This is a genomic window from Streptomyces sp. NPDC096310 (assembly GCF_044763125.1).
Lineage (GTDB): Bacteria > Actinomycetota > Actinomycetes > Streptomycetales > Streptomycetaceae > Streptomyces.
On sequence record NZ_JBIWFO010000005.1, the window covers coordinates 193,170 to 219,581 of the forward strand.

General features: G+C 71.2%; 25 protein-coding genes and 2 pseudogenes. 12 read left to right on the forward strand and 15 right to left on the reverse strand.

Translation table 11 applies throughout. The features are described 5' to 3' along the window. Positions 1-108: 108 nt before the first annotated feature. The 4 genes from ACIQ7D_RS14440 (at position 109) to ACIQ7D_RS14455 (ending at position 2,607) form a co-directional block, all read left to right on the forward strand. Positions 109-915, forward strand: a complete 807-nt coding sequence (locus ACIQ7D_RS14440) for a CaiB/BaiF CoA transferase family protein (protein WP_403937298.1) — start codon at positions 109-111, stop codon at positions 913-915. Positions 916-941: 26 nt separating this feature from the next. Then, on the forward strand, positions 942-1,574 hold the full coding sequence (locus ACIQ7D_RS14445) for a CoA transferase (RefSeq protein WP_403937300.1): 633 nt from the start codon (positions 942-944) through the stop codon (positions 1,572-1,574). A 174-nt stretch (positions 1,575-1,748) separates the two neighbouring features. Further along, positions 1,749-2,030 carry a hypothetical protein gene (locus ACIQ7D_RS14450; RefSeq protein WP_403937302.1) on the forward strand — a complete coding sequence of 94 codons (282 nt, stop codon included), beginning with the start codon at positions 1,749-1,751 and terminating at the stop codon, positions 2,028-2,030. Then, the gene (locus ACIQ7D_RS14455; protein WP_403937490.1) at positions 2,002-2,607 is read left to right on the forward strand and encodes a hypothetical protein; all 606 of its coding nucleotides are present in this window, start codon (positions 2,002-2,004) and stop codon (positions 2,605-2,607) included. Before ACIQ7D_RS14450 ends, ACIQ7D_RS14455 begins: the two co-directional genes overlap by 29 nt. Here the strand turns inward: ACIQ7D_RS14455 and ACIQ7D_RS14460 are convergent. After that, positions 2,495-2,893, reverse strand: a pseudogene (locus tag ACIQ7D_RS14460) (ATP-binding cassette domain-containing protein); the annotation flags it as partial. The gene ACIQ7D_RS14455 and the pseudogene ACIQ7D_RS14460 sit on opposite strands and share 113 nt — an antisense overlap. A gap of 293 nt (positions 2,894-3,186) precedes the next feature. On the opposite strand from ACIQ7D_RS14460, the gene ACIQ7D_RS14465 reads away from it, so the two are divergent. Next, entirely contained in the window at positions 3,187-3,840 is a 654-nt protein-coding gene (locus ACIQ7D_RS14465; protein ID WP_403937304.1) for a TetR/AcrR family transcriptional regulator, read from the forward strand. Here the strand turns inward: ACIQ7D_RS14465 and ACIQ7D_RS14470 are convergent. Next, positions 3,816-5,312 (reverse strand): LVIVD repeat-containing protein, encoded by a 1,497-nt coding sequence (locus ACIQ7D_RS14470; protein WP_403937306.1) that lies wholly within the window; start codon positions 5,310-5,312, stop codon positions 3,816-3,818. The genes ACIQ7D_RS14465 and ACIQ7D_RS14470 overlap by 25 nt on opposite strands. A 183-nt stretch (positions 5,313-5,495) precedes the next feature. Between ACIQ7D_RS14470 and ACIQ7D_RS14475 the strand changes: the two genes are divergently transcribed. Further along, on the forward strand, positions 5,496-6,149 hold the full coding sequence (locus ACIQ7D_RS14475) for a DUF305 domain-containing protein (protein WP_403937483.1): 654 nt from the start codon (positions 5,496-5,498) through the stop codon (positions 6,147-6,149). Positions 6,150-6,181: 32 nt separating this feature from the next. Here the strand turns inward: ACIQ7D_RS14475 and ACIQ7D_RS14480 are convergent, their stop codons facing one another. Both ACIQ7D_RS14480 and ACIQ7D_RS14485 read right to left on the reverse strand, forming a co-directional pair. Then, entirely contained in the window at positions 6,182-6,976 is a 795-nt protein-coding gene (locus ACIQ7D_RS14480; protein ID WP_403937308.1) for a DUF6214 family protein, read from the reverse strand. Positions 6,977-7,070: 94 nt separating this feature from the next. Beyond that, a complete protein-coding gene (locus tag ACIQ7D_RS14485) occupies positions 7,071-7,427 on the reverse strand; it encodes an ArsR/SmtB family transcription factor (protein WP_403937310.1) in 357 nt (118 codons plus the stop codon). Between the two features lie 150 nt (positions 7,428-7,577). Between ACIQ7D_RS14485 and ACIQ7D_RS14490 the strand changes: the two genes are divergently transcribed. From ACIQ7D_RS14490 to ACIQ7D_RS14500, 3 genes are all read left to right on the forward strand, one after another. After that, positions 7,578-8,657 (forward strand): NADH:flavin oxidoreductase/NADH oxidase, encoded by a 1,080-nt coding sequence (locus ACIQ7D_RS14490; RefSeq protein WP_403937311.1) that lies wholly within the window; start codon positions 7,578-7,580, stop codon positions 8,655-8,657. An 81-nt stretch (positions 8,658-8,738) separates the two neighbouring features. Beyond that, positions 8,739-9,299, forward strand: a complete 561-nt coding sequence (locus tag ACIQ7D_RS14495; RefSeq protein ID WP_403937313.1) for a GNAT family N-acetyltransferase — start codon at positions 8,739-8,741, stop codon at positions 9,297-9,299. A 193-nt stretch (positions 9,300-9,492) separates the two neighbouring features. After that, entirely contained in the window at positions 9,493-10,347 is an 855-nt protein-coding gene (locus ACIQ7D_RS14500; protein WP_403937314.1) for a WhiB family transcriptional regulator, read from the forward strand. 332 nt (positions 10,348-10,679) lie between these two features. On the opposite strand, the gene ACIQ7D_RS14505 is transcribed toward ACIQ7D_RS14500, so the two are convergent. From ACIQ7D_RS14505 to ACIQ7D_RS14545, 9 genes and pseudogenes are all read right to left on the reverse strand, one after another. After that, a complete protein-coding gene (locus ACIQ7D_RS14505; protein WP_403937316.1) occupies positions 10,680-12,425 on the reverse strand; it encodes an FAD-dependent oxidoreductase in 1,746 nt (581 codons plus the stop codon). Further along, the gene (locus ACIQ7D_RS14510; RefSeq protein ID WP_403937317.1) at positions 12,425-12,676 is read right to left on the reverse strand and encodes a UBP-type zinc finger domain-containing protein; all 252 of its coding nucleotides are present in this window, start codon (positions 12,674-12,676) and stop codon (positions 12,425-12,427) included. The genes ACIQ7D_RS14505 and ACIQ7D_RS14510 overlap by 1 nt, the downstream gene beginning before the upstream one ends. 22 nt (positions 12,677-12,698) lie before the next feature. Beyond that, complete coding sequence (gene trxA / locus ACIQ7D_RS14515; protein WP_403937318.1) at positions 12,699-13,160, reverse strand: thioredoxin; 462 nt, start codon at positions 13,158-13,160, stop codon at positions 12,699-12,701. Positions 13,161-13,166: 6 nt separating this feature from the next. After that, positions 13,167-15,806, reverse strand: coding sequence for an ATP-dependent chaperone ClpB (clpB, locus tag ACIQ7D_RS14520; protein WP_403937320.1), 2,640 nt, complete (start codon positions 15,804-15,806; stop codon positions 13,167-13,169). Next, positions 15,797-16,210, reverse strand: a complete 414-nt coding sequence (locus ACIQ7D_RS14525; protein ID WP_403937322.1) for a chaperone modulator CbpM — start codon at positions 16,208-16,210, stop codon at positions 15,797-15,799. Before ACIQ7D_RS14525 ends, clpB begins: the two co-directional genes overlap by 10 nt. Then, entirely contained in the window at positions 16,207-17,151 is a 945-nt protein-coding gene (locus ACIQ7D_RS14530) for a DnaJ C-terminal domain-containing protein (protein ID WP_403937324.1), read from the reverse strand. The genes ACIQ7D_RS14525 and ACIQ7D_RS14530 overlap by 4 nt, the downstream gene beginning before the upstream one ends. A gap of 6 nt (positions 17,152-17,157) precedes the next feature. Continuing rightward, positions 17,158-17,796 (reverse strand): nucleotide exchange factor GrpE, encoded by a 639-nt coding sequence (locus ACIQ7D_RS14535; protein ID WP_403937326.1) that lies wholly within the window; start codon positions 17,794-17,796, stop codon positions 17,158-17,160. Between the two features lie 7 nt (positions 17,797-17,803). Beyond that, positions 17,804-19,681, reverse strand: coding sequence for a molecular chaperone DnaK (gene dnaK, locus ACIQ7D_RS14540; RefSeq protein ID WP_403937328.1), 1,878 nt, complete (start codon positions 19,679-19,681; stop codon positions 17,804-17,806). A gap of 771 nt (positions 19,682-20,452) precedes the next feature. Further along, a pseudogene (locus ACIQ7D_RS14545) lies at positions 20,453-20,605 on the reverse strand (uracil-DNA glycosylase); the annotation flags it as partial. A 123-nt stretch (positions 20,606-20,728) separates the two neighbouring features. Here ACIQ7D_RS14545 and ACIQ7D_RS14550 point away from each other — a divergent pair. The 3 genes from ACIQ7D_RS14550 (at position 20,729) to ACIQ7D_RS14560 (ending at position 23,466) form a co-directional block, all read left to right on the forward strand. Beyond that, on the forward strand, positions 20,729-21,406 hold the full coding sequence (locus ACIQ7D_RS14550; protein WP_403937330.1) for a uracil-DNA glycosylase: 678 nt from the start codon (positions 20,729-20,731) through the stop codon (positions 21,404-21,406). Between the two features lie 51 nt (positions 21,407-21,457). Further along, positions 21,458-22,450 (forward strand): N-acetylglucosamine kinase, encoded by a 993-nt coding sequence (locus tag ACIQ7D_RS14555; protein WP_403937331.1) that lies wholly within the window; start codon positions 21,458-21,460, stop codon positions 22,448-22,450. A gap of 95 nt (positions 22,451-22,545) precedes the next feature. Beyond that, positions 22,546-23,466 (forward strand): sirohydrochlorin chelatase, encoded by a 921-nt coding sequence (locus ACIQ7D_RS14560; protein WP_403937333.1) that lies wholly within the window; start codon positions 22,546-22,548, stop codon positions 23,464-23,466. A gap of 140 nt (positions 23,467-23,606) precedes the next feature. Here ACIQ7D_RS14560 and ACIQ7D_RS14565 read toward each other — a convergent pair whose 3' ends face one another. Then, positions 23,607-24,680 (reverse strand): lactonase family protein, encoded by a 1,074-nt coding sequence (locus tag ACIQ7D_RS14565; protein WP_403937335.1) that lies wholly within the window; start codon positions 24,678-24,680, stop codon positions 23,607-23,609. A 182-nt stretch (positions 24,681-24,862) separates the two neighbouring features. Next, positions 24,863-26,371, reverse strand: coding sequence for an FUSC family protein (locus ACIQ7D_RS14570; protein ID WP_403937337.1), 1,509 nt, complete (start codon positions 26,369-26,371; stop codon positions 24,863-24,865). Positions 26,372-26,412: the final 41 nt, after the last annotated feature.

Sequence of the window (26,412 nt, forward strand, 5' to 3'; positions counted from 1 at the left end):
CTTGCTGGACAGGTATTTCTCGACTCCTGCAATCTGAAGCCCCTGACGGCGACGGACCGTGCCGCACCAACGCCGACGACAGGCGTCGGAGCCGCATGGGGAACAGCAGTGGCGAGGGAAAACACCGGTGTCGGACGACCAACGGAACACCACCGCCAGGGCCAGTTGCGCGGGCTGAAAGTGGTCGAGTTCGCCCATGTGGTGGCCGGGCCACTCGCGGGCTCCCTGCTCGCGGACCAAGGAGCCGACGTCGTCCACGTGGAACCCCCCGGAGCCGGGGACGCGGCCCGCACGATGGGGCCCCGACGCGACGGCGTCCCCCTGTGGTTCAAGGTCGCCGGCCGCGACAAGCGCGCGGTCACCCTCGATCTGCACCATGAGGCCGGCCGCGCCGTCGCTCGCCGGCTCGACGCCTGGACGGACGTCGTCATCGTCACCCTGCGGGCCGTACTGCTGCAGATCTCCGGCTTCGGGGCCACCTCGTCGCAGGCGGACGCTCCCGGCTTCGGCAAGGTGGGCGAGGCGCGCAGCGGAGTCGTCCACCTGACCGGCTTCCCCGACGGGCCTCCCGTACCCACCGGTTTCTCCCACGGCGACGCCGTGACCGGCCTGATGGGCGCCTACGCCGTTCTCGCCGCCCTCCACCGCCGGGACCACGACCCCGGCTTGGCCGGCGAATGGATCGACCTCGCTCTTTTCGAGCCCCTGTTCCGCCTCGTCGAGTGGCAGGTCATCGTCCACGACCAACTGGGACACGTACCCGAACGCTCCGGCAACCAGCTTTCGGTCGCCCCCGCGGCCGTGATCAACACCTACCGCTCCCGCGACGGCGAATGGCTCACGGTGACGTCCGCGACGCCGCGCTCGGTACGTAACGCCTGCTCGGACTCCCCGAACAGGAATTCGCCACGGTAGGGCAGCGGCACGAGCGGCGCGGGGAGTTGGACGAGAGCCTGCGGAACCGGGTGGCGGAGCGCACCACCGCCGAGTGCCTGGAGGAGTTCGCCCGCGCCGAAGTCGTGGCCTCACGGGTGTTCGACGCGGCGGACATCGCGGCCGACCCCGTGTACGCCGAACGCGAGGACATCATCACCGTGGACGACCCCGACCTCGGGCCGGTCCGTATGCGGGACCCCTGCCGCGATGCCTGCCTCGATGAACGCGCCCTCGGCTACCGCTGGAGCGCGGAAGGAACCGAAACCGTGGTCCTGCGCTCCCGCGTCCTGCTGGACGCCAGGGCAGCCGGAGTCCCGCACCCGGTCAGCGGAGTGTGGACACGCATCACCGACCTGTCGGGGCTGCGCGCCTTCGCGGGGCAGAACCGCTCCCTCGGCTACGAGGGGATGTTGGCGAGCCATACGTCACATGTCCCCGTGATCAACGAGGTGTTCTCCCCCGGCTTCGCCGAACTCGCCCGCTGCGCCCGGCTGATCGAGGCGGTCGAGGCGGCACAGCGGAACGGGACGGGCGCGGTGACGTTCGAGGGGGAGATGGTCGACGAGGCCATGGCCGCCTCCGCACGCCTGGCCCTCGCACGGCACCTGACCGGGAGCCCCACGGCCACCGTGCCGTGAGAGGACGCGGGGGCAGTCCGGGGGCTCGGGCAGGTCCGGCAGGTCCGGTAGGTCGGACAGGTTAGCCTGCGCGGGGATCCGTTCGGCGGGGGCGTGAGACATGTCGAGTACGGCAGGATGCGGGGCGTTCGACGAGCGGAACCATCCATGGACACACCGAGAGAGCGGGCGCACATGGGCCTCATCAACCGGCTGCAGGAATTCCACGGCCTGCCGGTCTTCGACTTCCCTGCTTCGGTGCGGGATACGGGGGACGCCGCCGGTCTGCCGGCTCCCGAGTCGGTGGCCTGGAGGATCAGCGTGGCGAACCCCTATGAAGGAGACGATTGGGGCGTGGTCTTCGACCGGTTTCTCGCCGCCGTCCACGCCTCCCAGGTGTGCGCCCTGATCGTGGGTTGCTGGGGGCCCCTCCGACGGTCCGGAGGAGGTGATCAAACTCCTCGTGTCGACGCGTGACCAACTGCCCGCCCTGCGTGCGTTGTTCCTCGGCGACATCAACGAGGAGTTGCTGGGGGACTGCGGCATCAGCGAGGAGTCGTACTGGACCTCCCACCTCACCCAGGGTGAGGTGACCCCGCTGCTGAACGCCTTCACGGAGCTGGAGGAATTCGGTGTACGCGGCGACACCGACCTGAGCTTTCCCGCGGTGCGCCACGAACGGCTGCGCAAGCTGGTGGTGGAGACCAGTGCCATGCCCGTCGAGGTGGTCCGCGGTGTGGCGGCCAGCGACCTGCCCGCACTCGAACACCTGGATCTGTGGCTCGGTGCCTCGGCGTGGGGCGGTCACTACGAGGTGGCGGACCTCGCGCCGATTCTGGCCGGCACCCGGCTGCCGGCCCTCAGGCATCTGGCCCTGCGCAACTGCGATGACCAGGACGGCATTTGTACGGCCCTCGCCACCGCGCCCGTCGTGGCGCGGCTCGACGAGTGCCGAGCGAGAACGTCCCCGCACGGCGCCGGGCCACCTTCTCCAAGCCGACTTCCGCGAGCGCTTCGTCCACCCGGGCGCGCGGGATCCCGTTTCCGGCCGTGAGCGCCAGCAAGTGGGGACAGGCGGTGCGGCCGGGCAGCACCCCGCCTGGATCCAGCAGCGCCCCGACCGCCTTCAGCGGCGCGGGCTGCGCGGCGTACGGCTGCCCGCCCACGGTCGCGGTGCCGGAAGTAGCGGCGTCCAGGCCCGGCACCATACGCAGCGTCGTCGACTTGCCGGCGCCGTTGGGCCCCAGGAAGCCGGTCACCTCCCCGGATCGCACGGAAAAGGTCAGGTCATCGACTGCCAGGACCTCGCCGTAGCGTTTCGTCAGGCCGCACACTTCGATCCTCGGCGCTCCAGCACTGAAGGGGTGCACGCGACTGCCGTGTGCACCCCCATCCGGCCCCGGTCCCGACACGCTCAACGTGACACGGAACGAACCTCGTCACCGGTCCGCGGACCGCTCCGTCCGGTCGCGACCGGACGCAGGCCAGCACAGCCAGCACAGCCAGGTGCCGCAGGCCTTGGGCGATCCCCCGCGTCGCCCAAGACCGGCGCAGCCCCGTGCGGCGGGCCCGGAGGCCTCGACGGGACGTCCTGATTATACTGGCTTGGAGCCAGTCAACGCAGGAGTCGAGCATGTCCCCGCGGAGCGCGTCGGTCAATGAAGAGCTGCGCCGCCGTTCACGGGAGCGGCTGCTCCAGGCGACGGTGGAGCTGGTCGCCGAGCGGGGTTACGAGGCCACGAAGCTCGCTGACATCGCGGAGCGGGCCGGTTCGGCGCGTGGACTCATCTCGTACTACTTTCCGGGGAAGCGGCAGCTTCTCCAGTCCGCCGTGCACCGGCTGATGCACCGAACGCTCGCCGCCGCGCTGGAGCGCGAGCCGTGCACGCGGGACGGCCGGGAGCGGATGGCCCGGGCGATCGACGCGATCCTCGGACTCACGGTGGACCGACCCGTCCTGATGCGGACCCATATGGCCGGCGTTCTGCAGACGGAGGGGTTCGTGCAGTGCCCGGAGCAACAGCGGCTGGCGGGACTGTTGCGCGAGACGGTGCGGCGGTACGGGTCGGCGGATCCGGACAGCGACTATCCGATGCTGCGCGCCCTGTTGATGGGCGCGGTCTTCGCGGCGCTGATGCCGGGCGCACCGATGCCGCTGTCCCGGCTGCGGGCCGAGCTGTTCGACCGCTACCACCTCGACTGGGAGTTGGGTGTTCCGCCGGGCGTGCGGCCGCCCGGCGGAACATCTCGGGGCATCGTCCTTCAGTGGCCTGAGCCGCCGAAGTAGTCGGGCTGCGTCTGGACGTTCAGCTCGTCCATCCGCACCCGCTTCGCCGGGTCGGTGAGACGGTCGTCGAGCTTCAGCACGTCGAAGCCCTTGACCATGTCGTTCGAGTAGATGTGACCGTTGTAGTAGTACGCGGACCAGGTGCCGCCGCCCACCAGCGTCTCGGCCGAGATGGGACCGCGCTCGAAGTACGCGATCTCCTTCGGCTTCGAGGAGTTGGTGAAGTCCCAGACGGAGACACCGCCCTGGTACCAGGACTGGACCATGATGTCGCGGCCCTTGACCGGGATCAGCGAGCCGTTGTGGGCGACGCAGTTCTCGGTGTCGGCCTGGTGCCGGGGGATCTTGTAGTAGCTGCGGAAGACCAGCTTGCGCTGGTCGCCCTTGCCGACGATGTCGTAGATGCCGTCGGCACCCCGGTTCGGCCCGATCTCCGCGTTGCAGGTGGCGGCGCCACCGCCGCCCAGCTCATCGGTGAAGATGACCTTGTCGGCCTTCTGGTTGAACGTGGCCGAGTGCCAGAACGCGAAATTCACGTTGTCCTGGACCTGGTCGATCACCTTGGGGCGTTCCGGGTTCTTGATGTCCATCAGGACGCCGTCGCCCATGCAGGCACCGGCCGCCAGGTCCTTGGAGGGCAGCACGGTGATGTCATGGCAGCCGGTGGTCGCCGAGACACCCGGGTTGGTGGGCGCGCCGGGGTTGCCGCCCTCGGGGAACAGCACCTCGAACTTGAGGAGTTCGGCCTTCTGCGGGGCCTTGCGCGGCACCTTGATGATGGAGATGCCGTCGTGCGGCGGCTGGCAGTCCGGGAAGGACGTGCTGGGCGAGTACGACGAGACGTAGACGTAGACGTCCTTCTTCTTCGGCACCAGCGTGTGCGTGTGCGAGCCGCACGCCGTCTCGACGGCGGCCACGTACTTGGGGTTCCGCTTGTCGCTGATGTCGAAGATCTTCATGCCCTCCCAGGACTCCTTGACCGCCGCGGACTGCGCGACGCTGTTGCAGGAGTTGTCGCTGCGGGAGGAGTCGGTGGAGAGGAAGAGCAGGTTGCCGGAGACCGAGATGTCGTTCTGCGATCCGGGACAGAGAACCTGCGCGACGGTCTTGGGGGACTTCGGGTTGCTGATGTCGAAGATCCGGAAGCCGTCGTAGTTCCCCGAGAAGGCGTACTTGCCCTGGAAGGCCAGATCCGAGTTGGTCCCCGTGATCAGGTCCTTCGGCACGTTGGCCAGGTGGGTGATGTTGGAGCTGTGGACGACTTCGTCCACGCCGGGTATGTCACCCTGCGCGATGGCCTCCTTCACCTCGGCGGCCTGGCTCCTGGAGACCTTCTCCTTGGCCGGGGCGTCGCCGGGGTCGGGGGTGGCGACCGCCGGACCGGCGGTCAGCAGCGTCGCGAAGAGCCCGGCCGCGGCTGCCGCCACGCCCAGACGTCTGCGCCGCACGCGAGTGGTGTGCAACGAGGTCACTACGTCCTCCCTTGTATCCGTCCAGAGTTGAACGGGTCTCGGACCTCGGCAGTATCGTCCCTCCCATGTACATATCAACAGATGGCAACAGAGACGTAATGAAAGTTTTTGATCACTCACATGCGGAAGCGTGTTAGGAACGTGTTCAGTCCTGCCCATGTGTCGTAGGAGGTCACTGTGTTGATCCGCCACCGGAACCCCCGGGCCCGCCGGTCCGCCGTCGCGGCGGCGGTGGCCCTCGCCGTACTGGCCCTGGGAGCCTGCGACTCGGGGGACGACAAGGCCGCCGAGACCAAGGCGGAGCAGGGCCCTGGCGTGGTGGCGCCCGGAAAACCGGGCGAACCGGCCAAGACGCTGTCCCCGGAGGAGGCGAAGAAGGCCGCGCCCGACGACACCCCCAACTCGGCCGATTTCACCTACGCGCAGATGATGATCGTCCACCATTCCCAGGCGCTGGACATGACCGTACTCGCCCCGGAGAGAGCCGATTCGACCCAGGTGAAACGGCTCGCCGCGCGGATATCCGCCGCGCAGAAGCCGGAGATCGACGTCATGGAAGCGTGGCTGAAAAACAATGGCGGGGCAAAGGATCAGCACAGCCATGACCATGGAACGATGCCCGGCATGGCGACCGAGGCCCAGCTCACGCAGTTGCGCGCGGCGAAGGGCAAGGCGTTCGACGAGCTGTTCCTGAAGCTGATGATCACTCACCACCAAGGCGCGGTCACGATGGCGACCGAGGCGGTCTCCGAGGGCAACAACATCCTGGTCGGGGAGATGGCCAACGAGGTCATCTCCCAGCAGACCGTCGAGATGAACCGGATGCGCTCGATGTGAGCCCGGACGGCGCCCGGTGACTCCGCGCGAGGTCAGCGGCGGTGGTGCCGGGGGCTGAGATGTCCGTCGTCGCGGGCCCCGGCGATCAGTCTGAGCGCCTTGCGGCGGCTGAACCCGGTGGCGGACATGACGGCGAGCACGGGGTCCTGGCCGGCGCTCTGGGCCGCGCGGTAGATCTCGGCGACCCCGCGCCGCGCGTCGACACCGCGCGGGGCGGAGGTACGGGCGCGGTGGCGGCCTGATTCCGCGGGCACGTGGTCGCCCTCGACGGGTGCCTCACGGGCCGCGTCGGGGGCCGTTTCGACATCCGTCGTCCCTGGAGCCGGCGCGGAAGCGGGCGCGGGCCCGGGTTCCGGCGCGGCTTCCGGCTCGGGGCGGTCCGCGCGCGCCGGAGCGTCGGGGCGGGGATCGAGGGCTTCCGCAGGCGCCTCCCCCGGCTCCACCGCGTCGGGCAGCACCTCGCACGGGACCGCGGCAGCCGGCTGCGGTACGGGCGGCCGGTGCGGCCCGGCGACCACCTGGCAGGCGTTCCGGAGCGGTGCCTCGATCGCGTCGGCCAGCGCCGCGAAACCGTCGAGCTCCAGCGGCGGATCGGCCTGCGCGTCCTCGATGGCGATCCGGCCGTCCCGTACCACCGCGAGGACGTCGATCCGGGCACCGTCCTGGAACGTCAGGCGGACATCGACCCACGGCGGCAGGATCTCGTGCCGCTCGGCGCCGTCCCGGGGGTCTCCCACGGCGGTCACCGTGCCGTGCCCCTGCACTTCCCACACGGGCCACGCGCGGTCGTGGGGTTCCTGGGCGGACATCAGTCTGTATTCCGACACATTCGCAACTTAATCAGGCAATCCGCCCCTATGGTTATGGCGCGCACACGCCGGTCCGTACGGCACCCTGTCGGCTCATAGCACCGGCACGGGCTCACAGCACCCGTGCGTCGAGCCTGCCCTCCTGTGCGGCGGCGGCCTCCAGGACACTGCCGAGCAGCCCCGGGAAGAGCGCGTCCAGGTCCTCGCGGCGCAGCCCGTTCATCTTGGCCGTCCCCCGGTAGACCTGCCGGATCACCCCGTTCTCGCGCAACACCCTGAAGTGGTGGGTGGTGGTCGACTTGGTGACGGGGAGGTCGAAGTGCGAGCAGGACAACTCGGCGTCGGCGGCGGCCAGGTCGCGGACGACCCGCAGCCGCAGGGGGTCGGCGAGCGCATGGAGCACACCCTCCAGACGGATCTCCGTACAGGGCGGGTGGGCGAGTTCACGGGTGCTGGTCGCGGCGGTCACGGCGGCTCCACTCGTTTTCGGACGTACCTCCATGGTACGAGACCCTTCGTAGTTTGACATTTACCGTACTACGGTGGGTACCGTACGAAGCATGGGTCGGCCCACCCCTTCCGTACCGGCCTCTCCCCGACGTGGTGAATGGAACCTGCTGTGAGCGCACTGTTCGAGCCGTACACCCTGCGGTCCCTGACCGTTCCGAACCGTATCTGGATGGCGCCCATGTGCCAGTACAGCGCGGAGGAGACGGGCCCCGAGGCCGGGGTGCCCGGTGACTGGCACTTCGCCCATCTCGCGGCGCGCGCCTCCGGGGGTACGGGGCTGATCCTGACCGAGGCCACGGCCGTCAGCCCGGAGGGCCGTATCAGCCCGGCCGACCTGGGGATCTGGAACGACGCCCAGGTGGCGGGGTTCCGCCGGATCACCCGCTTCCTCGCCGAGCAGGGCACCGTCAGCGGCATCCAGCTCGCACATGCCGGCCGTAAAGCGTCCACCGACCGGCCCTGGAAGGGCGGCGGTCCGGTCGGCGCCGAGGCGGGCGGCTGGGAGCCGCTGGCGCCCAGCGCGGTGCCCTTCGCGGACGGCCATCTCCTCCCCGCCGAGCTGACGGTGGAGCAGATCGAGGAGATCGTCGGCCAGTTCGCGGCGGCGGCCCGGCGCTCCCGGGAGGCGGGGTTCGAGGTCGCCGAGGTCCACGGGGCCCACGGCTACCTGATCGGCGAGTTCCTCTCGCCGCACAGCAACCGGCGTACGGACTCCTACGGCGGCTCCTTCGAGAACCGCGCCCGCTTCGCCCTCCAGGTCGTGGACGCCGTCCGTGCCGAGTGGCCCGACGAGCTGCCCGTCTTCTTCCGGATCTCCGCCACCGACTGGCTCGACGAGGGCGGCTGGACCGTGGACGACACGGTGCGCCTCGCGGACGAGCTGCTGGCGCACGGCGTGGACCTGCTCGACGTGTCCAGCGGCGGCAACGCCGCCGGCGTCCGCATTCCGGTCACCCCCGGCTACCAGGTGCCGTTCGCGGCGCGGGTCAGGGCCGAGACCCGGCTGCCCGTCGCGGCGGTCGGCCTGATCACCGAGCCCGAGCAGGCCGAGAAGATCCTCTCCAACGGCGAGGCCGACGCCGTACTGCTCGGCAGGGAGCTGCTGCGCGACCCGTCCTGGGCCCGCCGCGCCGCCGGTGAGCTGGGCGGTACGGTCCACACCCCTCCGCAGTACCACCGCGCCGTCTGAGAGCACGGCCGGGCGACGTACCATGACGCGGTCGTGGCCCGGCGCTCCGGCCGGGCCGCCCGCGAACAGGGGGAACGAGCCATGGGAGCGTCTGCTCCGCAGACCGTCGTCCGGTCGGCGGCGCCCGCGGATCTCCACGCGGTGGCCGGAATCTACGCCCACTACGTCCTCCACAGCGTGATCACGTTCGAGGAGGCGCCGCCGACGGCCGACGACTGGCTGCGCCGCTTCCACGACATCGCCTCCCGGGACGACCCGTTCCTGGTCGCCGAGGCGGCCGGTGAGGTGGCCGGCTACGCCTACGCGGGCCCCTGGCGCCCCAAACCCGCCTACCGGAACACCGTGGAGGACACGGTCTACCTCTCCCCCGGCCACACCGGCAAGGGCCTGGGCGGCGCGCTGCTGGGGGCCCTCGTGGAGCGGTGTGCGCGGGCGGGCCGGCGCCGGATGGTCGCCGTCATCGCGGACACCGGCCAGGACGCCTCGGCCGCCCTGCACCGGCGCTTCGGCTTCACGCACGCCGGGCGGCTGACCGAGGTGGGGTACAAGCACGGGCGGTGGGTGGACACCGTACTGATGGAGCGGGACCTGACGGCGGACGGAACGCTTCCTCACCCGGGGGGCCCGGCACCGGGGACCTGACGGGTGGTCGGACCGTGGACGGTCTCTTCTCGGGTACGTGCGAACGCCCACCCCGTGCACCAGTAGAGTGGCGCCCCGTGGCAGCAGCCTCCGCGTAGTGTCCTCTGTTTTCACATGCACTTGGCCGCTTGACCAGCACAAACACACCGAGAGCCCCTGGCAACCGCCGGGGGCTCTGCGCGTTGGAGGACGCATGAGTACACACGCACGTCGTGCGCCGCCTCGGCTGGGCCGTGGCCGAAGGGCTGATCGGCGTGGCGCCCGGCGTAATGGCCGTCTCGCTGTGGCTGCGATACCGATAGGGGGCGCCGTGCCGTTCGACCCGACCCGGCGATGGGTCAGCCACGCAAGCTGTCGCACGGTGGCTGCGTCTCGCTTCTTCGTGGACGGCGCCCCTTCCCCAGCCTTTCAGCCGACGGAGGCACAACGGGCCGGCTGGGACGAGGCCAAGAAGACCTGCGCTCGCTGCCCCGTCATGGCGGAGTGCCGCCGGAACTCCCTCGGGGAGGAGTACGGCGTGTGGGGCGGGCGTGACGAGCGCCAGCGCTACCTGATCCGCACGAAGCTCGCCCAGCAGGCGAAGCGCCGGCCCGAACAGAAACGCCTCGCCTGGGGCGAGGCGCTGGAGCACCCGCGCGAGCAGGGCTACGGATGGACGCGCATCCACGCGATGACCGGCATCGATGACCGGCTCGGAGAGCTGTTGACCGATAAGTGGGTCACGCACCGCACGGTGAACGCGCAGCCGCCCGCAGCGGTCGTGGCCTGTCGCTCCCGGAGCCCGGGAGCGCGCCGCAGGCGCCGTTCCCCGCGCTCCCTGGCAGGCGCCACGCCTGGGTCCGCCGTGCCGGGCGCATCACCGATGCGCACTACCGCCGCCAGAGGGAGGACGGGCGCTGGTTCTCGGTCCAGCTCCGCACCGGCAAGGGCCAGAGCCTCGCGTTCGTCAAGGCCGAGGACGTGCGGATCTGTCACCCCTCAGCCGGTGGTGATCGTCACCTATATCGGGAGGCCGGACCGTGAGCAACCCGCCACGCGAGCCGGGTGAGATCCGGCAGCCCAAGCACCTCTCGCACAGCGCGAAGGACGTCTTGGAGCGCTGCGCGAAGGCGTATTTCCCGAGTTACATGGCGCGGGTGCCACAGCGCCCCGCGCTGTGGAGCGCGGGCGGCACCGCCGTCCACGAAGCGACCGAGCACTACGACTTGATGTCGCTCGTCGGCAACGCGGACGTGTTCCAGGCGGGGAGCGTCTGGGAAAGGCTCTTTGACGGATGCTTCAACTGGGCCCACACCTCCGGCACCGCGCTCGGCCCCTGCCGGTGGTCAGCGGCAGTTGTCACGCGGGCCGGCGTCTCGGCGAGAGATGCGGAGTTGAGCCTCAGCCGGTGGCCGGCTGGTGGGCGCCGGCCGCGGGGGTGCGGACGAGGTCGCCCTCCTGGGCGAGGTGTTCGTGGAGGAGGCGGATGGCCATCGCACCCTCGCCGGCGGCCGACGCCACCCGCTTGACGGAACCGCTTCTGACGTCGCCCGCGGCGAACACGCCCGGCTGGGTGGTCTCCAGCATCAGTGGCCCGCGGCCCAGCGGAGCCCAGGGGCCTTCCCCGCCTGTATCGGCTGCGGCGGCTGCGGCGGCGCCGGTCAGCACGAAGCCCCGGGGGTCCAGAGCGAGCGCACTGGCCAGCCACTCGGTGTGCGGGCGGGCCCCGATGAACACGAACAGCGCCCGCGCAGGGATCTCGCCGAGCCGGCCGGTGACGGTGTCGCACACCTCCACCGACCTCAGGACGTCCTCGCCGGTGACCCGGTGCACCTCGCTGTGCAGCAACACGTCGATCTTCGGGTGCCGTTCCACCTGGTCCACCAGGTAGCGGGACATGTCCTTGCCCAGGAAGCCGCTGCGCACCAGCAGGCGCACCTCGGACGCATACTCCGCGAGGAAGAGAGCGGCCTGGCCTGCGCTGTTGCCGCCGCCGACGACGGCGACCGGGTCCGTGCCGCAGGCCTGGGCCTCATGCAGCGTCGCGGCGTAGAACACGCTGGGGCCCTCAAGGCGTTCCACGCCGGGCGCCCGGAGCCGACGGTAGCGCACACCCTGCGCCAGCACGACGGCGCGGGCCTGGATGTTGGTGCCGTCGGTGAAGTGTACGGCGCAGTACCCGTCCCGCGGCGCGAGCCCGGCCGCTTCCAGCGGCAGGGTGATCCGGGCGCCGAACTTGCGGGCCTGGAGCACGGAGCGGTCCATGAGTTCGCCGCCGGAGATGCCGGAGGGGAAGCCTAGGTAGTTCTCGATGCGTGCGGAGGACGCGGCCTGGCCGCCGGTGGCGAGGCTGTCCACTATCACGGTGGACAACCCGTCGGAGGCTCCGTACACGGCGCTCGCAAGCCCGGCCGGACCCGCGCCTACGACCAGCAGCTCGCATTCTGTGACGTCGGGCGCGGGCGCGGGGAGCCCGACGAGTCGGGCCAGGTTCGCGGGGTGGGGGTTGCGCAGCACCTGCTGTCCCTGCCAGATGACCACGGGGGTCTCTTCCGGCCGGATGGAGAATCTGCGCAGCAGCGCCTCGGAGTCCCGGTCCCTTTCCAGGTCGATCCACCGGTGCGGCAACCGGTTGCGCACGGCGAATTCGCGCAGCTGCCGGGTCCGCGGCGAGAAACGCGAACCAAGGATCCGGAAACCGGCGCCCATGCCGATGAGCAGCTGGCGGCGGCCCAGGTAGGCGCGGAGCACCAGGTCCCCCAGGACCGGGTCACGGGCAATCAGTTCCCGCTGCCGCTGCACCGGGACGGCCAGCACCGCGCCGGGCTCACGCACGATCGCCGTGTCGAAGGCAGCCTGGCCCTCCAGCAGGCCCAGCTCACCCAGGAACCTTCCCGGGCCGTGCACGGCCACCGTGCGCTCGTCAGGGCCGCCGTGATCGTGGATCACCTCGACCAGGCCGCTGACGACGGCGAGGAACTCTTCGCACGGCCGGCCTTCGCGGAACAGCATCTCCCCCGCGGAGACCCGCCGCCGATCACCGCGCCGCGTCAGTACGTCCAACTGCTGTGGGGTCAGCCGGGGATAGGCGCCGCTGTGATCGGGCGTCTCAGGAGGCGTCGCGGCAGTGGCGGAGCTGGCGGCCATCAGACCACGGCCTCGTCGATGAAGCAGTAGCGCCAGTCCTCTCCCGGTTCGAACGACTGGACGATGGGGCGGGCAGTGGTGCCCGCGTGCCGGTTCGGCGAGGAGTCGCAGCACCCGACGTGCCCGCAGGTGAGGCACATCCTCAGGTGCATCCAGGGGGTGCCGACGGCCAGGCACTCCTCGCAGCCCTGCGGGGTGCGCGGCTCCACCGGACGGACAAGTGAGAGATGCGGGTCGGTGAAGGTGGTCATCGGCGTCCTCCTGTACGTCTCCTCATGCCGCCGGGTGGGCCGTCCGGCGGCCTGCGATGGTCTCTTCGGCCCACCGGCGCAGCTCGGTCGCCGGCGCGGCGCCGGCCTGGCGGGCGATCTCCGTTCCGTGATCGAGGATCAGCAGGGTCGGCACAGCCTGCACCTGGAAGCGCTGGGCGAGCCGGGGAGAGGCGTCGACGTCGACCTTGACCAGTTTGACCTGGCCGGCCAGTTCGCGTGCGACCTGTTCCAGCGCGGGGCTGACGCGGCGGCACGGGCCGCACCAGGTGGCCCACAGGTCGACGAGCACGAACGGATCCGCCTGTTCGGCGATCTGCGCGAAGTCGACGTCACCGGCATCGGTGATCCACGGCAGCGCCGTTGCGCAGGCACCGCAGCGCGGGGTGCCCTCGGCCGCTGCCGGCACGCGGTTGGTGCGGCCGCATGTCGTGCAGCTGACGTTCTTGTTCCACAGGCGCGCCATCGGATCTCACGCGGCCCTTCCCGTCTCGGCCTGCGACGGCCTGTCGTAGGTCACGACCAGCTCGTCGTTCTGCTCATCCACCCGGATCGTCGCCCCGTCCTGCACGTCGCCGCGGATCAGGGCCCGGCCGACCAGCGTCTCGATCTCGTGCGAGATGTAGCGGCGCAACGGCCGGGCGCCGTAGACCGGGTCGAAGCCCTGATCGGCGATGTGCTCGCGGGCCGCCTGGGTCAGCTCGACGGTCATCTGCCGCTCGGCCAACCGTCGGCGCAGGTCGTCGAACTGCAGCTCGACGATGTGTTGGATCTGTTCGCGGGCCAGCGGCTTGAACAGCACCACGTCGTCGACCCGGTTCAGGAACTCGGGGCGGAAGTGGCTTTGCAGCTCGCCCATCACCAGGGCTCGGGCGTCCGGCTTGATCTCCCGGTCGGCGGTGGCCCCGTCGAGCAGATGGGTCGAGCCGATGTTGGAGGTCATGATCAGGATGGTGTTGCGGAAGTCTACGGTGCGGCCCTGGGCGTCGGTGATGCGGCCGTCGTCGAGCACCTGGAGCAGGGTGTTGAAGACGTCGGCGTGCGCCTTCTCGATCTCGTCGAAAAGGACCACCGAGTACGGCTTGCGGCGCACCGCTTCGGTGAGCTGGCCGCCTTCCTCGTAGCCGACGTACCCGGGCGGGGCGCCGAGAAGCCGGCTGACGGTGTGCCGCTCCTGGTATTCGCTCATGTCCAGGCGGACGATGCTCTCCTCGGAGTCGAACAGGGCTGCGGCGAGCGCCTTGGCCAGCTCGGTCTTGCCGACGCCGGTGGGGCCGAGGAAGATGAACGAGCCGATCGGCCGGCGCGGGTCGCGGATGCCGGAGCGGGCCCGGATGATGGTGTCGGAGACCAGCTTGACGGCCTCGTCCTGGCCGACCACTCGCTCGGTGAGGATCTCGTCGAGCCGCAGCAGCTTCTCCCGCTCGCCCTCCTGGAGCCGGGTCACCGGGATGCCGGTCCAGGCCGCCACGATCTCGGCGATCTCGTCCTCGGTGACCACCTCGTGCAGCAGCCGCTGTTCGCCCTGCTTGGCGGCGAGGGCGTCCTCCTCGGCGGCCAGCCGCCGCTCCAGTTCCTGGAGCCTGCCGTAGCGCAGCTCAGCGGCACGGTTGAGGTCGTAGGCGCGTTCCGCTTCCTCGGCATCCTGGCGGACCTGCTCCAGCTCCTGACGTAGCTCCTGCACGCGCCGGATGGCCTGTCGTTCGGCGTCCCACTGGGCGTGCATGGCATCGGCGTCGGCGCGCAGATCCGCCCGCTCACGACGGAGCTCCTCCAGCCGCTTGCGGCTGGCCGGGTCGTCCTCCTTGGCGAGCGCGGCCTCCTCGATCTCCAGACGGGTCGCCCGACGGGTGACCTCGTCCAGCTCGGCGGGCATGGAGTCGATCTCGGTGCGCAGCCGGGCGCAGGCCTCGTCGACGAGATCGATGGCCTTGTCGGGCAGGAACCGGTCGGTGATGTAGCGGTGGCTGAGGGTCGCGGCGGCCACCAGTGCGGTGTCCTGGATCTTCACGCCGTGGAACACCTCAAGGCGCTCCCGCAGGCCGCGGAGGATCGAGATGGTGTCGACCACGCTGGGCTCGTCGACCATGACCTGCTGGAAGCGGCGCTCCAAGGCGGCGTCGGACTCGATGCGCTTGCGGTACTCGTCCAGCGTGGTGGCGCCGATCATGTGCAGCTCGCCGCGCGCCAGCATCGGCTTGAGCATATTGCCGGCGTCCACAGCGCCCTCCACGGCGCCGGCCCCGACGACGGTGTGCAGTTCGTCGACGAACAGCAGGATGCGGCCCGAGGCGGCCTTGACCTCGTTCAGCACGGCCTGCATGCGCTCCTCGAATTCTCCGCGGTACTTGGCGCCGGCCACCAGGGAGCTCATGTCAAGGGCGAAGACGGTCTTGTCGCGCAACCCGTCCGGCACGTCACCACGTACTATCCGCTGCGCCAGGCCCTCCACGATGGCGGTCTTGCCGACGCCGGGATCGCCGATCAGCACCGGGTTGTTCTTGGTCTTCCGGCTGAGGATCTGTATCACCCGCCGGATCTCCCCATCCCGGCCGACAACCGGGTCCATTCGCCCGCTGCGTGCGTCGGCGACCAGGTCGCGGCCGTACTTCTCCAGTGCCTCGTAGGCGGCCTCGGGCGTCGCCGATGTGACGCGCTGGTTGCCGCGGATCCGGGTCAGCTCGGACAGCAGCGTCTCCTTGGTCAGGCCGTGTTCCTTCAGCAGGCGGCCCGCAGGGGTCCCGGACCCCTCATCGGCGAGGGCCAGGACGAGGTGCTCGACGGACACGTACTCGTCCTTCAATCGCTTGGCCTCCTGCTCGGCGGCGTCCAGCAGTCGGGCCAGCCGCTGGGTGATGTACACCTGACCGGGGGTGGCACCCGGGCCGGTCACCTTGGGCCTGCGGGACAGTTCCGCCGAGACCGCGGACTTCAGGGCCTCGGTGTCGGCCCCCGCCTGGGCGCTGAGCCGAGGAACCAGCCCGTCCGGCTGTTCTAGGAGCGCCAGCAGCAGGTGCTCGCCGTCGGTCTCGGTCTGGCCGAGCCGCCCGGTGATGGTCTGCGCCTCCTGGAGGGCTTCCTGGGACTTCTGGGTGAGCTGGTTCATATCCACGATTCATCCCTCCTGGAGCCGGTGTCAGCGCGCCGCACCTCGTCCTCCAGCTCGCCGATGCGGTCGAGCAGGTGCACCACCACACCGACGGCGGCGTAGTTGAGGTGGAGCCCGGCCCGCAGCCGCTGGACGCGGGCCAGCGTGGCCGGGGCGCCGGGGCCGAACCACAGCCGGCCGTCGGCGTCGTGCCCGGCGTCCACCAGCCCGAGCGCGACCAGCCTGCGGATCAGCTCTGGGTGCAAGCCGCAGCGCCGCGCGGTCACGTCCAGACTGAACCGGCGAGTCACCGGCACAAGGGCGTAACCACCGGCCACAACGCTGGGGCCGCGCGGTGCCGCCGCCGGCCGGGCCGCCTGCCGTGGATCCTGGGCCCGCGGGGCGTCGGCCCGCGAATTGTTGGTCATCGTGGCTCCCTCGGGTCGAAGGTGGACACGGCCGCCAGCTCCTCGAAAAGCCGGCGCTCCTCGTCACTGGGCTCGGGTGGCACCATGATCCGGATCTCCGCGTAGAGGTCCCCGTCGCGGCCTTGCGGGGCAGGCATGCCCTCGCCCCGCAGGCGCAGCCGCCGCCCGCTGGAGGAGCCACCCGGCACGGTCACCTTGGCGGTGCCACCGGGTGTGGGCACCGGCACCGAGGCGCCGAGCGCCGCCTCCCAGGGCGTCACCGGGATCGACACATGGATGTTGCGGCCGTCCATCCGGAAACGGGGGTCGGGCTTGATCCGCACCCGCAGGTACAGGTCACCCTGAGGTCCGTCGCCGCTGCCCCGTCCGCCTTCACCGGCCAGCCGGATACGCTGACCGTCCAGCACGCCGCGGGGCACATCGACGTTGTAGGACCGCTCACCCTTGGGCCCGGCGAGGGTGACGCTGCGCCGGCCGCCTCGGTAAGCCTCCTCCACACTCAGCGCAAGCTCGGCCTCCTGGTCGGCGCCGGGCATCGGACCAAAGCCCCCGCCCCGGCCGAAGAGCCCACCGAAGAGGTCCTCGACGTCGAGGTCCGGGCCGCCTCCACCGAAACCGGTGCCGTACCTGACCCGACGGCCGCCGTCGCCGGTCCGCCCAGGTCCACCTCGCGCCCCCGCCCCGGTACCGGCACTGACCCGCTCCTCCCAGTCCTCGGGAACCTGTCGGAAGTTCTCGCCGAAGCGGTCGTAGCGGCGCCGGGTGGCGGGGTCGGAGAGCACGCTGTACGCCTCGTTGAGCTCCTTGAAGCGCTCCTCGGCACCGGGGTCCTTGTTGATGTCGGGGTGGTGTTCTCGGGCCAGTTGGCGGAAGGCCTGCTGGATCTCCTCCGTGGAGGCGTCCCGCCGCAGCCCGAGCACGTCGTAATAGTCCCGTGCCATGGGGCGTCACTCCTGCCGCTTGCTGACCACGACGGATGCGGGACGCAACTGTTCCGCACCGCTGCCGTACCCGGGGCGCACCACCTCGGTCACGGTGTTCGGCTCGGCACCCAGATCGTCGAGGACGCCGACGACCTCGTGCCGAGCCGGGTCGAAGGGCACTCCGGTCTCCGCGTCGCGCGGGTAGCCGAGCCCGCGCAGCACGTCGACTGCCTGGTCGCGCACCGCCTCGACTCCCTTGAGCACGGCGGACGGGTCGGACCCGGCGTGCGCCAGGGCCAGTTCCAGGTTGTCCAGCACGGGCAACAGGGCCGCCGCGGTACGGACGCGCTCGTCGGCCCGGACGCGGGCCAGCTCCTTGGCCTGCCGCTTGCGGAGGTTGTCCAGGTCGGCCAGGGCGCGGCGCCAGCGGTCCCGGAGTTCGTCGAGCTGCTCGGCGGTGCTCTGGTCCGGTTCTTCGGAGGAGTGGTTTCCGCCGACTGCCACGGGGGGGTCGCCACCGGTCTCCGTGGTCCGGTTGTCGTCGGCTCCTTCGGAGGGGGCCGAATGCTTCTGCGGCCCTGACGGCGGCGCTGATCCGGGCGTCCCGTGCGAAGGCGCTGTCTGTCGCTGAGGGGGTGTCATCGGCTCCGGTTCGGTAGGCATACGGACCTCAGCTCTTGTCGAACTCGGCGTCGATCACGTCCTCGTCAGCCGGTCGGGACTCGCCCGGGCCGCCCTCCGCCGGGCCCGCGCCCGCCTGACGTGCCGCCAGTGCGGCGTAGACCTGCTGGAGCTCGGAGGTCAGCGAGCGCACCCGCTCCAGCGGCGCCTCCTCCTTGACGGCTGCCCGGGCGTCGCCGACGAGCATCTCAGCGCGGGCCTTTTCGTGCGCCGGGGCCGCGTCGCCCAGCTCGTTCACTCGGCGCTCGACCTGGTATGCCGCCGAATCGAGCTCGTTGCGTGCGTCCACGGTCTCGCGCAGCGCCCGGTCCTCGCCGCGGTACTGCTCCGCCTCCTGGACCATCCGCTCGACCTCGGTCTTGTCGAGGTTGGAACCCTCACTGATGGTGATGCCTTGTTCGCGGCCGGTGTCCCGGTCGCGTGCGGTGACGTTCAAGATGCCGTTGGCGTCGATGTCGAAGGTAACCTCGACCTGCGGCTCGCCGCGCGGCGCGGACCGGATGTCCTCCAACCGGAAGCGGCCGAGCACACGGTTGTCCGCCGCCCTCTCGCGCTCGCCCTGCAAGACCACGACGTCCACGGCCGACTGGTTGTCCTCGGCGGTGGAGAAGGTCTCGGTACGACGGACCGGGATCGTGGTGTTCCGCTCGATGATCTTCGTCATGACGCCGCCGCGGGTCTCCACGCCCAGCGACAGCGGGGTCACGTCGAGCAGCAGGACGTCCTTGACCTCGCCCTTGAGTACCCCGGCCTGGATCGCAGCACCGACCGCCACCACCTCGTCGGGGTTGACGCTCATATTCGGGTCCTTGCCGCCGGTCAGCCGACGGACCAGGCTCTGCACCGCGGGGATCCGGGTGGAGCCGCCCACCAGGATGACCTCATCGATGTCGTTCTCGCCGATCTTGGCGTCGGCCATCGCCTGCTTCACCGGCTCCAGGGTCCGCTCGACCAGGTCGGACGTGATCTGCTCGAAGGTGGACCGCATGACGGTCTCGGTGAGGTGCTTGGGACCGGCCGCGTCGGCCGTGATGAACGGCAGGCTGACCTGCGTCTGGGTGACCGAGCTGAGTTCCGTCTTGGCCTTCTCCGCCGCTTCGAAGAGACGTTGCAGCGCCTGAGGGTCACTGCGCAGGTCGATGCCGTTCTCCTGCTGGAACTTGTCCGCCAGATGGTCCACCAGGCGCCGGTCGAAGTCGTCGCCACCCAGATGGCTGTCGCCCGCGGTGGACCGTACCTCCACGACGCCGTCACCGACGTCGAGGATGCTCACGTCGAAGGTGCCTCCACCGAGGTCGAAGACCAGGACACTCTCGTGGCCCTTCTTGTCCAGGCCGTAGGCCAGCGCCGCTGCCGTCGGCTCATTGATGATGCGCAAGACGTCCAGGCCGGCGATCCGGCCGGCATCCTTGGTGGCGGTGCGCTGCGCGTCGTTGAAGTAGGCGGGCACGGTGATGACCGCCTCAGTGACCCGCTCTCCCAGCTGCTTCGCCGCGTCGTCGGCGAGCTTGCGCAGCACCAGCGCGCTGATCTCCTCCGGCGCGTACAGCTTTCCGCGAACGTCGAACCGGGCGTTGCCCTGCTCGTCGGAGACGACGTCGAAGCCGACCGCCTTCGCCTCGTCGGAGATCTCGTCGTAGCGACGGCCGATGAAGCGCTTGGCCGAGTAGACGGTGCCCTTGGGGTTGAGGATCGTCTGGCGGCGGGCGAGCTGGCCGACAAGCCGTTCACCGGTGTCAGTGAAGGCGACGACAGACGGGATCGTACGGGTGCCCTCGGCACTGGCCAGAACCGTCGCATCACCGCCCTCCCATGCCGCGATGACCGAGTTGGTGGTCCCCAGATCGATACCGACTGCTCTGGCCATGAGGTGTTCCCTCCTCGGACGCGGACACATCCGCGTCCGCAGTGTCGAGATGTCTCACTCACTCGTAGAACTTGTCAGGGGCCTGTGTTACTCATGCGGCAGCCAACAGGGCGCGGCACCAACGGCCCGTGTCCTCGGTGGCGAACCGCAGCGGGCACCATCCCGTAGGCCTGCGACGAGAAACGGCACCAGCAGGCGGTCCCGCTCGCCGTGGCCGCGGAAGAGGGCGCGCACGAGGATCCGGTCGCCACACGGTAGGAATCCGGTAGAGACCAGTTCATCGAAGGCGCTCCACCACACTCCCCACGCTAAAGCGTGGGGCCGCCCCTCGCCTCCTGTCCCGGGGGAGAGGAGAGACAGCCTGGACTCAGTCCCCGCTGCCGCTGCCCGAGCAGTACGGGTTGTCCACAGACATCCCGTCGAGAAGGATCTTCGGGTGCGCCTTGACCAGGGGCACGATCAGATCGCTGCCGAACAGGTCGAGGCCGTCCGATCGCGCCGGCGAACGAGGCGGAATCGGCCTGACAGGTGCTGCTCGTCCAAGCCCGCGGTACACATAACGCACACGGGACGAAAACCACAGGTCAGGCGACCCTTCCGGCGGGCTTCAAGGATCGCCACGCACTCCACGTGGTGCGTCATCAAGAACATGCCGACGGCACGGTCGGGTGGGAACTCTCGCTCGACCAGAGTCATGGACAACGCCCGGCAAGTGCCCGGTGCCCCGGACAGGAGGGCCGCCACGCTCCAAGCCATCACGCCCACCATGCCCTACGGCAGCCGCCACTCCACTGGCTGGGCTCCCTGCCCGGCAAGGAGGTCGTTGGCCCGGCTGAAGGGCCGCGAGCCGAAGAAGCCGCGATCCGTCGACGTGGGGGACGGATGGGCCGACTCGATCGCCGGGTAGTCGCCGGGTAGTCGCCGAGCAGCAACTGCGCAATCTGCTCGAGCGGCTTGATGATCTCGGCGATGAGGAAGGGGAGCGCTTTGAAGGTGGCCTCGTTAGAGGGGGCTTGTCCTCTCCGCAAGCTAGTAGAGTGACCGGCCGTGGCACCACGACCCTTGCACGAGCTTATTGAACCCGGATGGGCGACAGCTCTCGAACCCGTAGCTGAACGAGTCGGCGCCATGGGGGACTTCCTCCGGGCCGAGATCGCTGCTGGCCGGACGTACCTGCCCGCTGGCCCGAACGTGCTCCGCGCCTTCCAGCAGCCCTTTGAGGACGTTCGAGTCCTGATTGTCGGGCAGGATCCTTACCCTACGCCGGGAATGCCTATCGGACTCAGCTTCGCCGTAGCGCGTGATGTGCGTAACTTCCCGGGCAGCTTGGAGAACATCTTTCTGGAGATGCATCGCGACATCGGTACACCCAGGCCCACCAGTGGTGATCTGACGCCCTGGGCACAGCAGGGCGTGCTCTTGCTCAACAGGGCGCTCACCACGGCGCCCCGCAAGCCCGCCGCGCACCGCGGCAAGGGCTGGGAAGAGGTGACCGAGCAGGCCATCCGCGCGCTGGTCGCCCGTGGCAAGCCGCTCGTGTCCATCCTGTGGGGGCGCGACGCCCGTAACCTCCGTCCGCTGCTCGGCGACTACCCGGCGATCGAGTCGGCCCATCCGTCCCCCATGTCGGCGGACCGCGGCTTCTTCGGCTCGCGCCCGTTCAGCCGGGCCAACGACCTGCTGATCGGCCAGGGGGCGCAGCCGGTCGACTGGCAACTGCCGTGAGCGGGCCGGTGACCGCCGTGCGCCGGGACGGCCGATGAGCCGGGGGCCCGGGTGAGCTGGGTCCTGGGCGTCGACTCCGGCGGCTCGGGCGTACGGTTCGCGCTCGGCGCCGTGGAGCCGGACGGGACGGTCACGGCCGTGTCGTCCGCCCACTCCGCCGAGCCGGTGCGTACCGGAGCGGCGGGCATCGACCCGGAGCAGTTTCTCGCCCGGCTGCTGCCCGCCGCGCGGACCCTGCTGGCACAGGCCGGTACGGAGGCCCGTCACGAGGGCCTGTCGGCGGTCGCGATCGGCGCCGCGGGGATGGCGACGCTCGGTGACGGGCTGCGCGCCGAGCTGCCCGCAGCGCTGGAGCGCTCCCTCGGGGTACGGCGTCTGGCGCTCGCCGCCGACGCGGTCACGGCGTACGCGGGCGCGCTGGGCCAGCGCCCCGGCGCCGTCGTCGCCGCCGGTACGGGCATGATCGCGCTCGGTACGACCCCGGCCGGCTGGCGCCGCGCCGACGGCTGGGGCCATCTCCTCGGAGACTGCGGCTCGGGGGCCTGGATCGGCCGGGCCGGGCTGGAGGCCGCCCTGCGGGCCCACGACGGACGGCGCGGGGGATCGGCCGCACTGCTGTCCGGCACGGAAACATTTTTCGGGCCCGCGAGCGAGCTTCCCGGGCTGCTCTACCCGCGCGCGGACCGGCCCGCCGTCCTCGCCTCGTTCGCCCCGGAGGTGGCCCGCCTCGCGGCCGGCGATCCGGTCGCGCGGTCGATTCTCGCGCAGGCGGCGGAGCACATCGCGGATGCCGCCGTGGCCGTCTGCCCACCATCGGGTGAATGTGAAGTCGCCCTCACGGGTGGACTGTTCAAGCTCGGCGAACCGCTCCTCGCGCCGGTGCGCGCCGAGCTGTCCGCCCGCCTCCCGCATGCCACGGTGGTCTCCCCGGCCACGGATCCGCTGGGTGGGGCGCTGTTCATCGCGGCGGCGCTCGCCACCGGATCGCTCCGGCTGCCGTCCGAGCCGCACCTGCTGAACGTCTCGACAGAACAGCACAGATGAGCTGAAAAATACCTAACGGATATATAAGGACAGATGGCTCGCAGCGGCCCCCTCCCCGAACAGCCGCGCCCACAAAACCAGTAGCATTCGACGCCATGAGCACCCCCACTGGGCCCGCATCCGGCCTGCCTGTACGAATGCCGCGACCCCGCCAGTCGGGGCGCCACCGCCGTCCCGAACCGGTCGCGGCCCCCGAAGGTGCGCCCGCGCTGGTTCTCGCCGTTCCCGGGCCCCCGTCCCGCGCCGTCCGCGGGCTGGCCGAAGAGGTCGTCAGCATCGCCCGTTCCGAGCTGCCCGGCCTCGACGCCTACATCGGCTACCTGGACGGCGACGACACCGAGTACCCGACGCTCCAGGCCGTACTGGCCGGGACCGCCGCACTGCGCACGGAGCGTTACGAGCTGGCCAAGGCCGCCGGCCGTGAGGTCACCGAGCCCGAAGGCCCCACCGCCGTGGTCGTGCCGCTGCTGGCGGGCCCGGAGAGCACGCTGATCGAGCGGATGGGCGCGGCCGTGGCGGAGAGCGGCGCCACCGCCGAGCTGACCGATGTCCTCGGTCCGCACCCGCTGCTCGCCGAGGGCCTGCACGTCCGCCTCTCGGAGGCCGGTCTGGCCCGCGCCGACCGCGCCAGGCTCTTCACGGTCGCCACGGCGGCCGACGGGATCATCCTGGCCACGGTGGGCGGCGAGGAGGCGGTCCAGACCGCGGGGATCACCGGAATGCTGCTGGCCGCGCGGCTGGCCGTGCCGGTGATGGCCGCCGCGCTCGACACGGAGGGCTCGGTCGTCGCGATCGCCGAGCAGCTTCGCGAGTCGGGTTCGACGCAGCTCGCGCTCGCGCCCTACCTGGTCGGTCCCGAGCTGCCCGCGGGGCTGCTCGACGCGGCCGTCAAGGAGGCCGACTGCGCCACGGCCGAGCCGCTCGGCCCGTACCCGGCCATCGGCAAGCTGGTGCTGTCGAAGTACGCCACCACGCTGGGCATCACCCCGCAGCCGCAGGGAACGCCCGCGCACTGACACGCGCCCGCGCACGGACGGGGCTCCGCTCCCGCCCCCGTACGCGTGGACGTACGTGGGGAAAGGGCCCGCACCGGATCGCTCCCGGGCGGGCCCTTCCCGTGCCGCCTGCGGCCGCCCTGTCCCCGCGCGGGGGCCGCTCAGCCGAAGATCACGCAGGACGCGGCGGGGGCCCGCAGGGCGCCGGCCAGGGCCGGGACGCCGTCGGCCGGGTCGATGTCGAACCAGGTCACGTCGCCGGAGCGCTCGTTCGCCACGTACAGCCTGCGGCCCGTCGGGTCCAGCACGAGATCGCGCGGCCAGTGCCCGCCGCACGGCACGGTGGTGCGGAGTTCCGGCTTCTCGTACGTCGGGTCGAGGGCGAGGACGGCGATGGTGTCGTGGCCCCGGTTGGCGACCCAGAGGAACCGTCCGTCCGGCGCCACGACCACCTCGGAGGGGTAGCACCCGCCCTCCATGCCTTCGGGCAGGACGGCGGTCCGGCCGACCGGTTCGAGCACGCCGTTCGCCGGGTCCCAGCGGCAGACGGTGAGGACCGGTTCCAGCTCGCCCAGGACGTAGACATGGCGGCCCGCCGGGTGGAAGGCGAGGTGGCGGGGGCCGCTGCCGGGGCGCAGCGCGGTCTCGCCGTGCGGGACCAGTTCGCCGGTGGCGATGGAGAGGGAGGAGATCCGTACGCTGTCGGTGCCCAGGTCGGTGCTGAGGATCCAGCGCCCGCCGGGCGCGGCCACCACCTGGTGGGCGTGCGGGCCGCGCTGCCGGTCGGGGTGCGGTCCTGATCCCTCGTGCCGGAGCACCCCGGTGACGGGTTTCGGGCGTCCGTCCGCGGCGACGGGCAGGACGGAGACGCTGCCGGAACCGTAGTTGGCCGTGAGGAGATGCCCGTCGGCGAAGGTGAGATGGGTCGGTCCCGCGCCATGGACGGGCACGGGGTCCGTGAGCAGGCGCGGCGCCGGGTGTCCCCCGGATGCGATGTCCGGGGTGCGGAAGGCGGCCACGGCGCCCTCGTCGGTCTCGGAGACCGCGTAGAGGACGCTGCCGTCCGGCGAGAGCGCGAGGTACGAGGGATCCGCCACGGCGTCCGTCGCGCCGCCCGCCGTGAGCGCTCCGGTCCGCGCGTCCACGGCGGCGGCGAGCACACCGAGGCCCCCTGCCGAGGTGAACGATCCGATGAAGGCCCGTCCGCCCTTGCGTCCGCCGTTGTCGCCACTCACCGTGTGTGCCGCCCTCTCGTCCCGTCCCGCGGACCGGTCTTCCGCTGTCCGGCCCGGCGTTCACGACGCCCGGCCCGGTGGGCGCGCCGCCCGGTCTGGTAGCGCGCCGCCCGATCCGCCGATCGCCCGGCCGACCGTAGCAGGAGGTACGGGAGCGGTCGCGGTGCACCCTGCCGGGTGGGTCAGGCGGGTGCGAGCGGGGCGCGCGGCGCGGTGCGCAGGGGCGCGGAGAGCCCGGTGAGCGCCCGCTCCAGGCCGTGCAGATGGGCCAGCGCGGCCTCGGCCCCGGGATGGTGGGCCGGGTGCGGGGCGGCGATCGGGGCCGCCGTCGTACCGGTCAACTCCGCTCCGGGGGCGACCAGTGCGCGCACGGCGGCCTCGATCCGCTCGCAGGCGGCGGACAGCCGGGCGTCGTGCGAGGCGGCCGGGTCGGCGGCTACGGCGGCGAACCCCCTCACCTCGCGCGCGCAGTCGTCGAGCAGGCCGAGCACCTGCCGGGCGCGGGCCTTGCGGGCCCGCAGCGGGCTGAGCGGATGGACCAGCGGGGCGAGGGACATCCGTACGCGGCCGAGCAGCAGCTCCAGTTCGGCTCCGTACGGCGCCGGGTCCGCCGCCGTGTCCCCGGCGAGCCGGCGGGCGGCCTCGGCCGTACAGGCGTGGACGCTGTGCAGTGTGCGGCGGATCCAGGCGTCGGTGGTGGCGTGGACGGTCACGGGCAGTACGAGGACGACGGCGAGCGCCGCGCCGAGGGCCCCTGCGCCGGTCTCCGCGAGGCGCAGCGCGAGCAGGGCGGGGTCGAGGACGCCGAGCAGCCCGTAGAGCAGCCCGGCCATCACGGTCACCGACAGGACCATCCAACTGTAGGAGACCTGGGCCGTGTAGAAGATGCCGAAGACGCAGACCGCTACGAGGACGGCCGTGGGGACGGGGGCGCCGTGCAGCGGGACGGCGACGAGCACCCCGACGACGAGGCCGATCACTGTGCCGAGGACCCGCCGGAAGCCGCGGACCAGGGTCTCGCCACGCGACGCGGTGTTGACGAAGATCCACCAGACGGTACCGACGGCCCAGTACCAGCGGTCGTCCGAGAGCGCCTGGCCGATGACGAGGGCGAACGCGCAGGCGACGGTGGACTGGAGCGCCTGCCGGGTGGTGGTCCGCGCGAGCCCGGTGCCGGTGGGCGCGGGCGGGACGGGGGCGGGCGGGGTGCGCCGTTCGATGGGCCACAGGACGAAGCGGACGGTGCCGGCCATGAGCAGGGCCAGCGCCGTGGCGGCGGCCAGTTCGGGCAGTTGGGCGGGGACTGCGTGCAGGAACTGGGTGCCGAAGAAGTTCATGAAGGCGAAGATGCCGAGCGCGTGGCCGCGCGGGCCCCAGCGCCGGGCGTAGACCCCCGCGAGGACGACGGCGAGAAAGGCCGTGTCGCGGGCGAGGGGCACCCCGTGCAGGACCGTGGCCAGGGCGAGGACCGGGAGGCCGACGGCGGGCAGCAGCGCGGTCGTCAGGCGCTGGGCGCGGACGGTCGGGTCGAGGACGGTGAAGAGCGCGAGCAGCGCCGCCAGGCCGCCGAAGACCGACGCGGTCAGCGAGAGCCCGGCCGCCCCGCACACCGCGACGGCGAGGGCGATGCCGAGGACGGCGCGCAGCGCGTTCCTGAGCCTGAGACGCCCCGGGTCCGGGGCCACGAACATGCTTTTCACAGAGGCACAGATAAGCATCCGGCGGCGCGATG

Excerpts from the sequence above, each read along its gene's own strand:
- ACIQ7D_RS14530 (WP_403937324.1), bottom strand. The coding sequence starts at position 17,151 with ATGGCACGGGACTATTACGACGTGCTCGGGCTGCGGCGGGACGCCTCC.
- trxA (WP_403937318.1), bottom strand. The coding sequence starts at position 13,160 with ATGGCGCGCCTGTGGAACAAGAACGTCAGCTGCACGACATGCGGCCGC.
- ACIQ7D_RS14505 (WP_403937316.1), bottom strand. The coding sequence starts at position 12,425 with ATGGCCGCCAGCTCCGCCACTGCCGCGACGCCTCCTGAGACGCCCGAT.
- ACIQ7D_RS14450 (WP_403937302.1), top strand. The coding sequence starts at position 1,749 with ATGGGCCTCATCAACCGGCTGCAGGAATTCCACGGCCTGCCGGTCTTC.
- ACIQ7D_RS14560 (WP_403937333.1), top strand. The coding sequence starts at position 22,546 with ATGAGCACCCCCACTGGGCCCGCATCCGGCCTGCCTGTACGAATGCCG.
- ACIQ7D_RS14495 (WP_403937313.1), top strand. The coding sequence starts at position 8,739 with ATGGGAGCGTCTGCTCCGCAGACCGTCGTCCGGTCGGCGGCGCCCGCG.
- ACIQ7D_RS14535 (WP_403937326.1), bottom strand. The coding sequence starts at position 17,796 with ATGCCTACCGAACCGGAGCCGATGACACCCCCTCAGCGACAGACAGCG.
- ACIQ7D_RS14465 (WP_403937304.1), top strand. The coding sequence starts at position 3,187 with ATGTCCCCGCGGAGCGCGTCGGTCAATGAAGAGCTGCGCCGCCGTTCA.
- ACIQ7D_RS14510 (WP_403937317.1), bottom strand. The coding sequence starts at position 12,676 with ATGACCACCTTCACCGACCCGCATCTCTCACTTGTCCGTCCGGTGGAG.
- ACIQ7D_RS14525 (WP_403937322.1), bottom strand. The coding sequence starts at position 16,210 with ATGACCAACAATTCGCGGGCCGACGCCCCGCGGGCCCAGGATCCACGG.
- ACIQ7D_RS14570 (WP_403937337.1), bottom strand. The coding sequence starts at position 26,371 with ATGTTCGTGGCCCCGGACCCGGGGCGTCTCAGGCTCAGGAACGCGCTG.
- ACIQ7D_RS14500 (WP_403937314.1), top strand. The coding sequence starts at position 9,493 with ATGAGTACACACGCACGTCGTGCGCCGCCTCGGCTGGGCCGTGGCCGA.
- dnaK (WP_403937328.1), bottom strand. The coding sequence starts at position 19,681 with ATGGCCAGAGCAGTCGGTATCGATCTGGGGACCACCAACTCGGTCATC.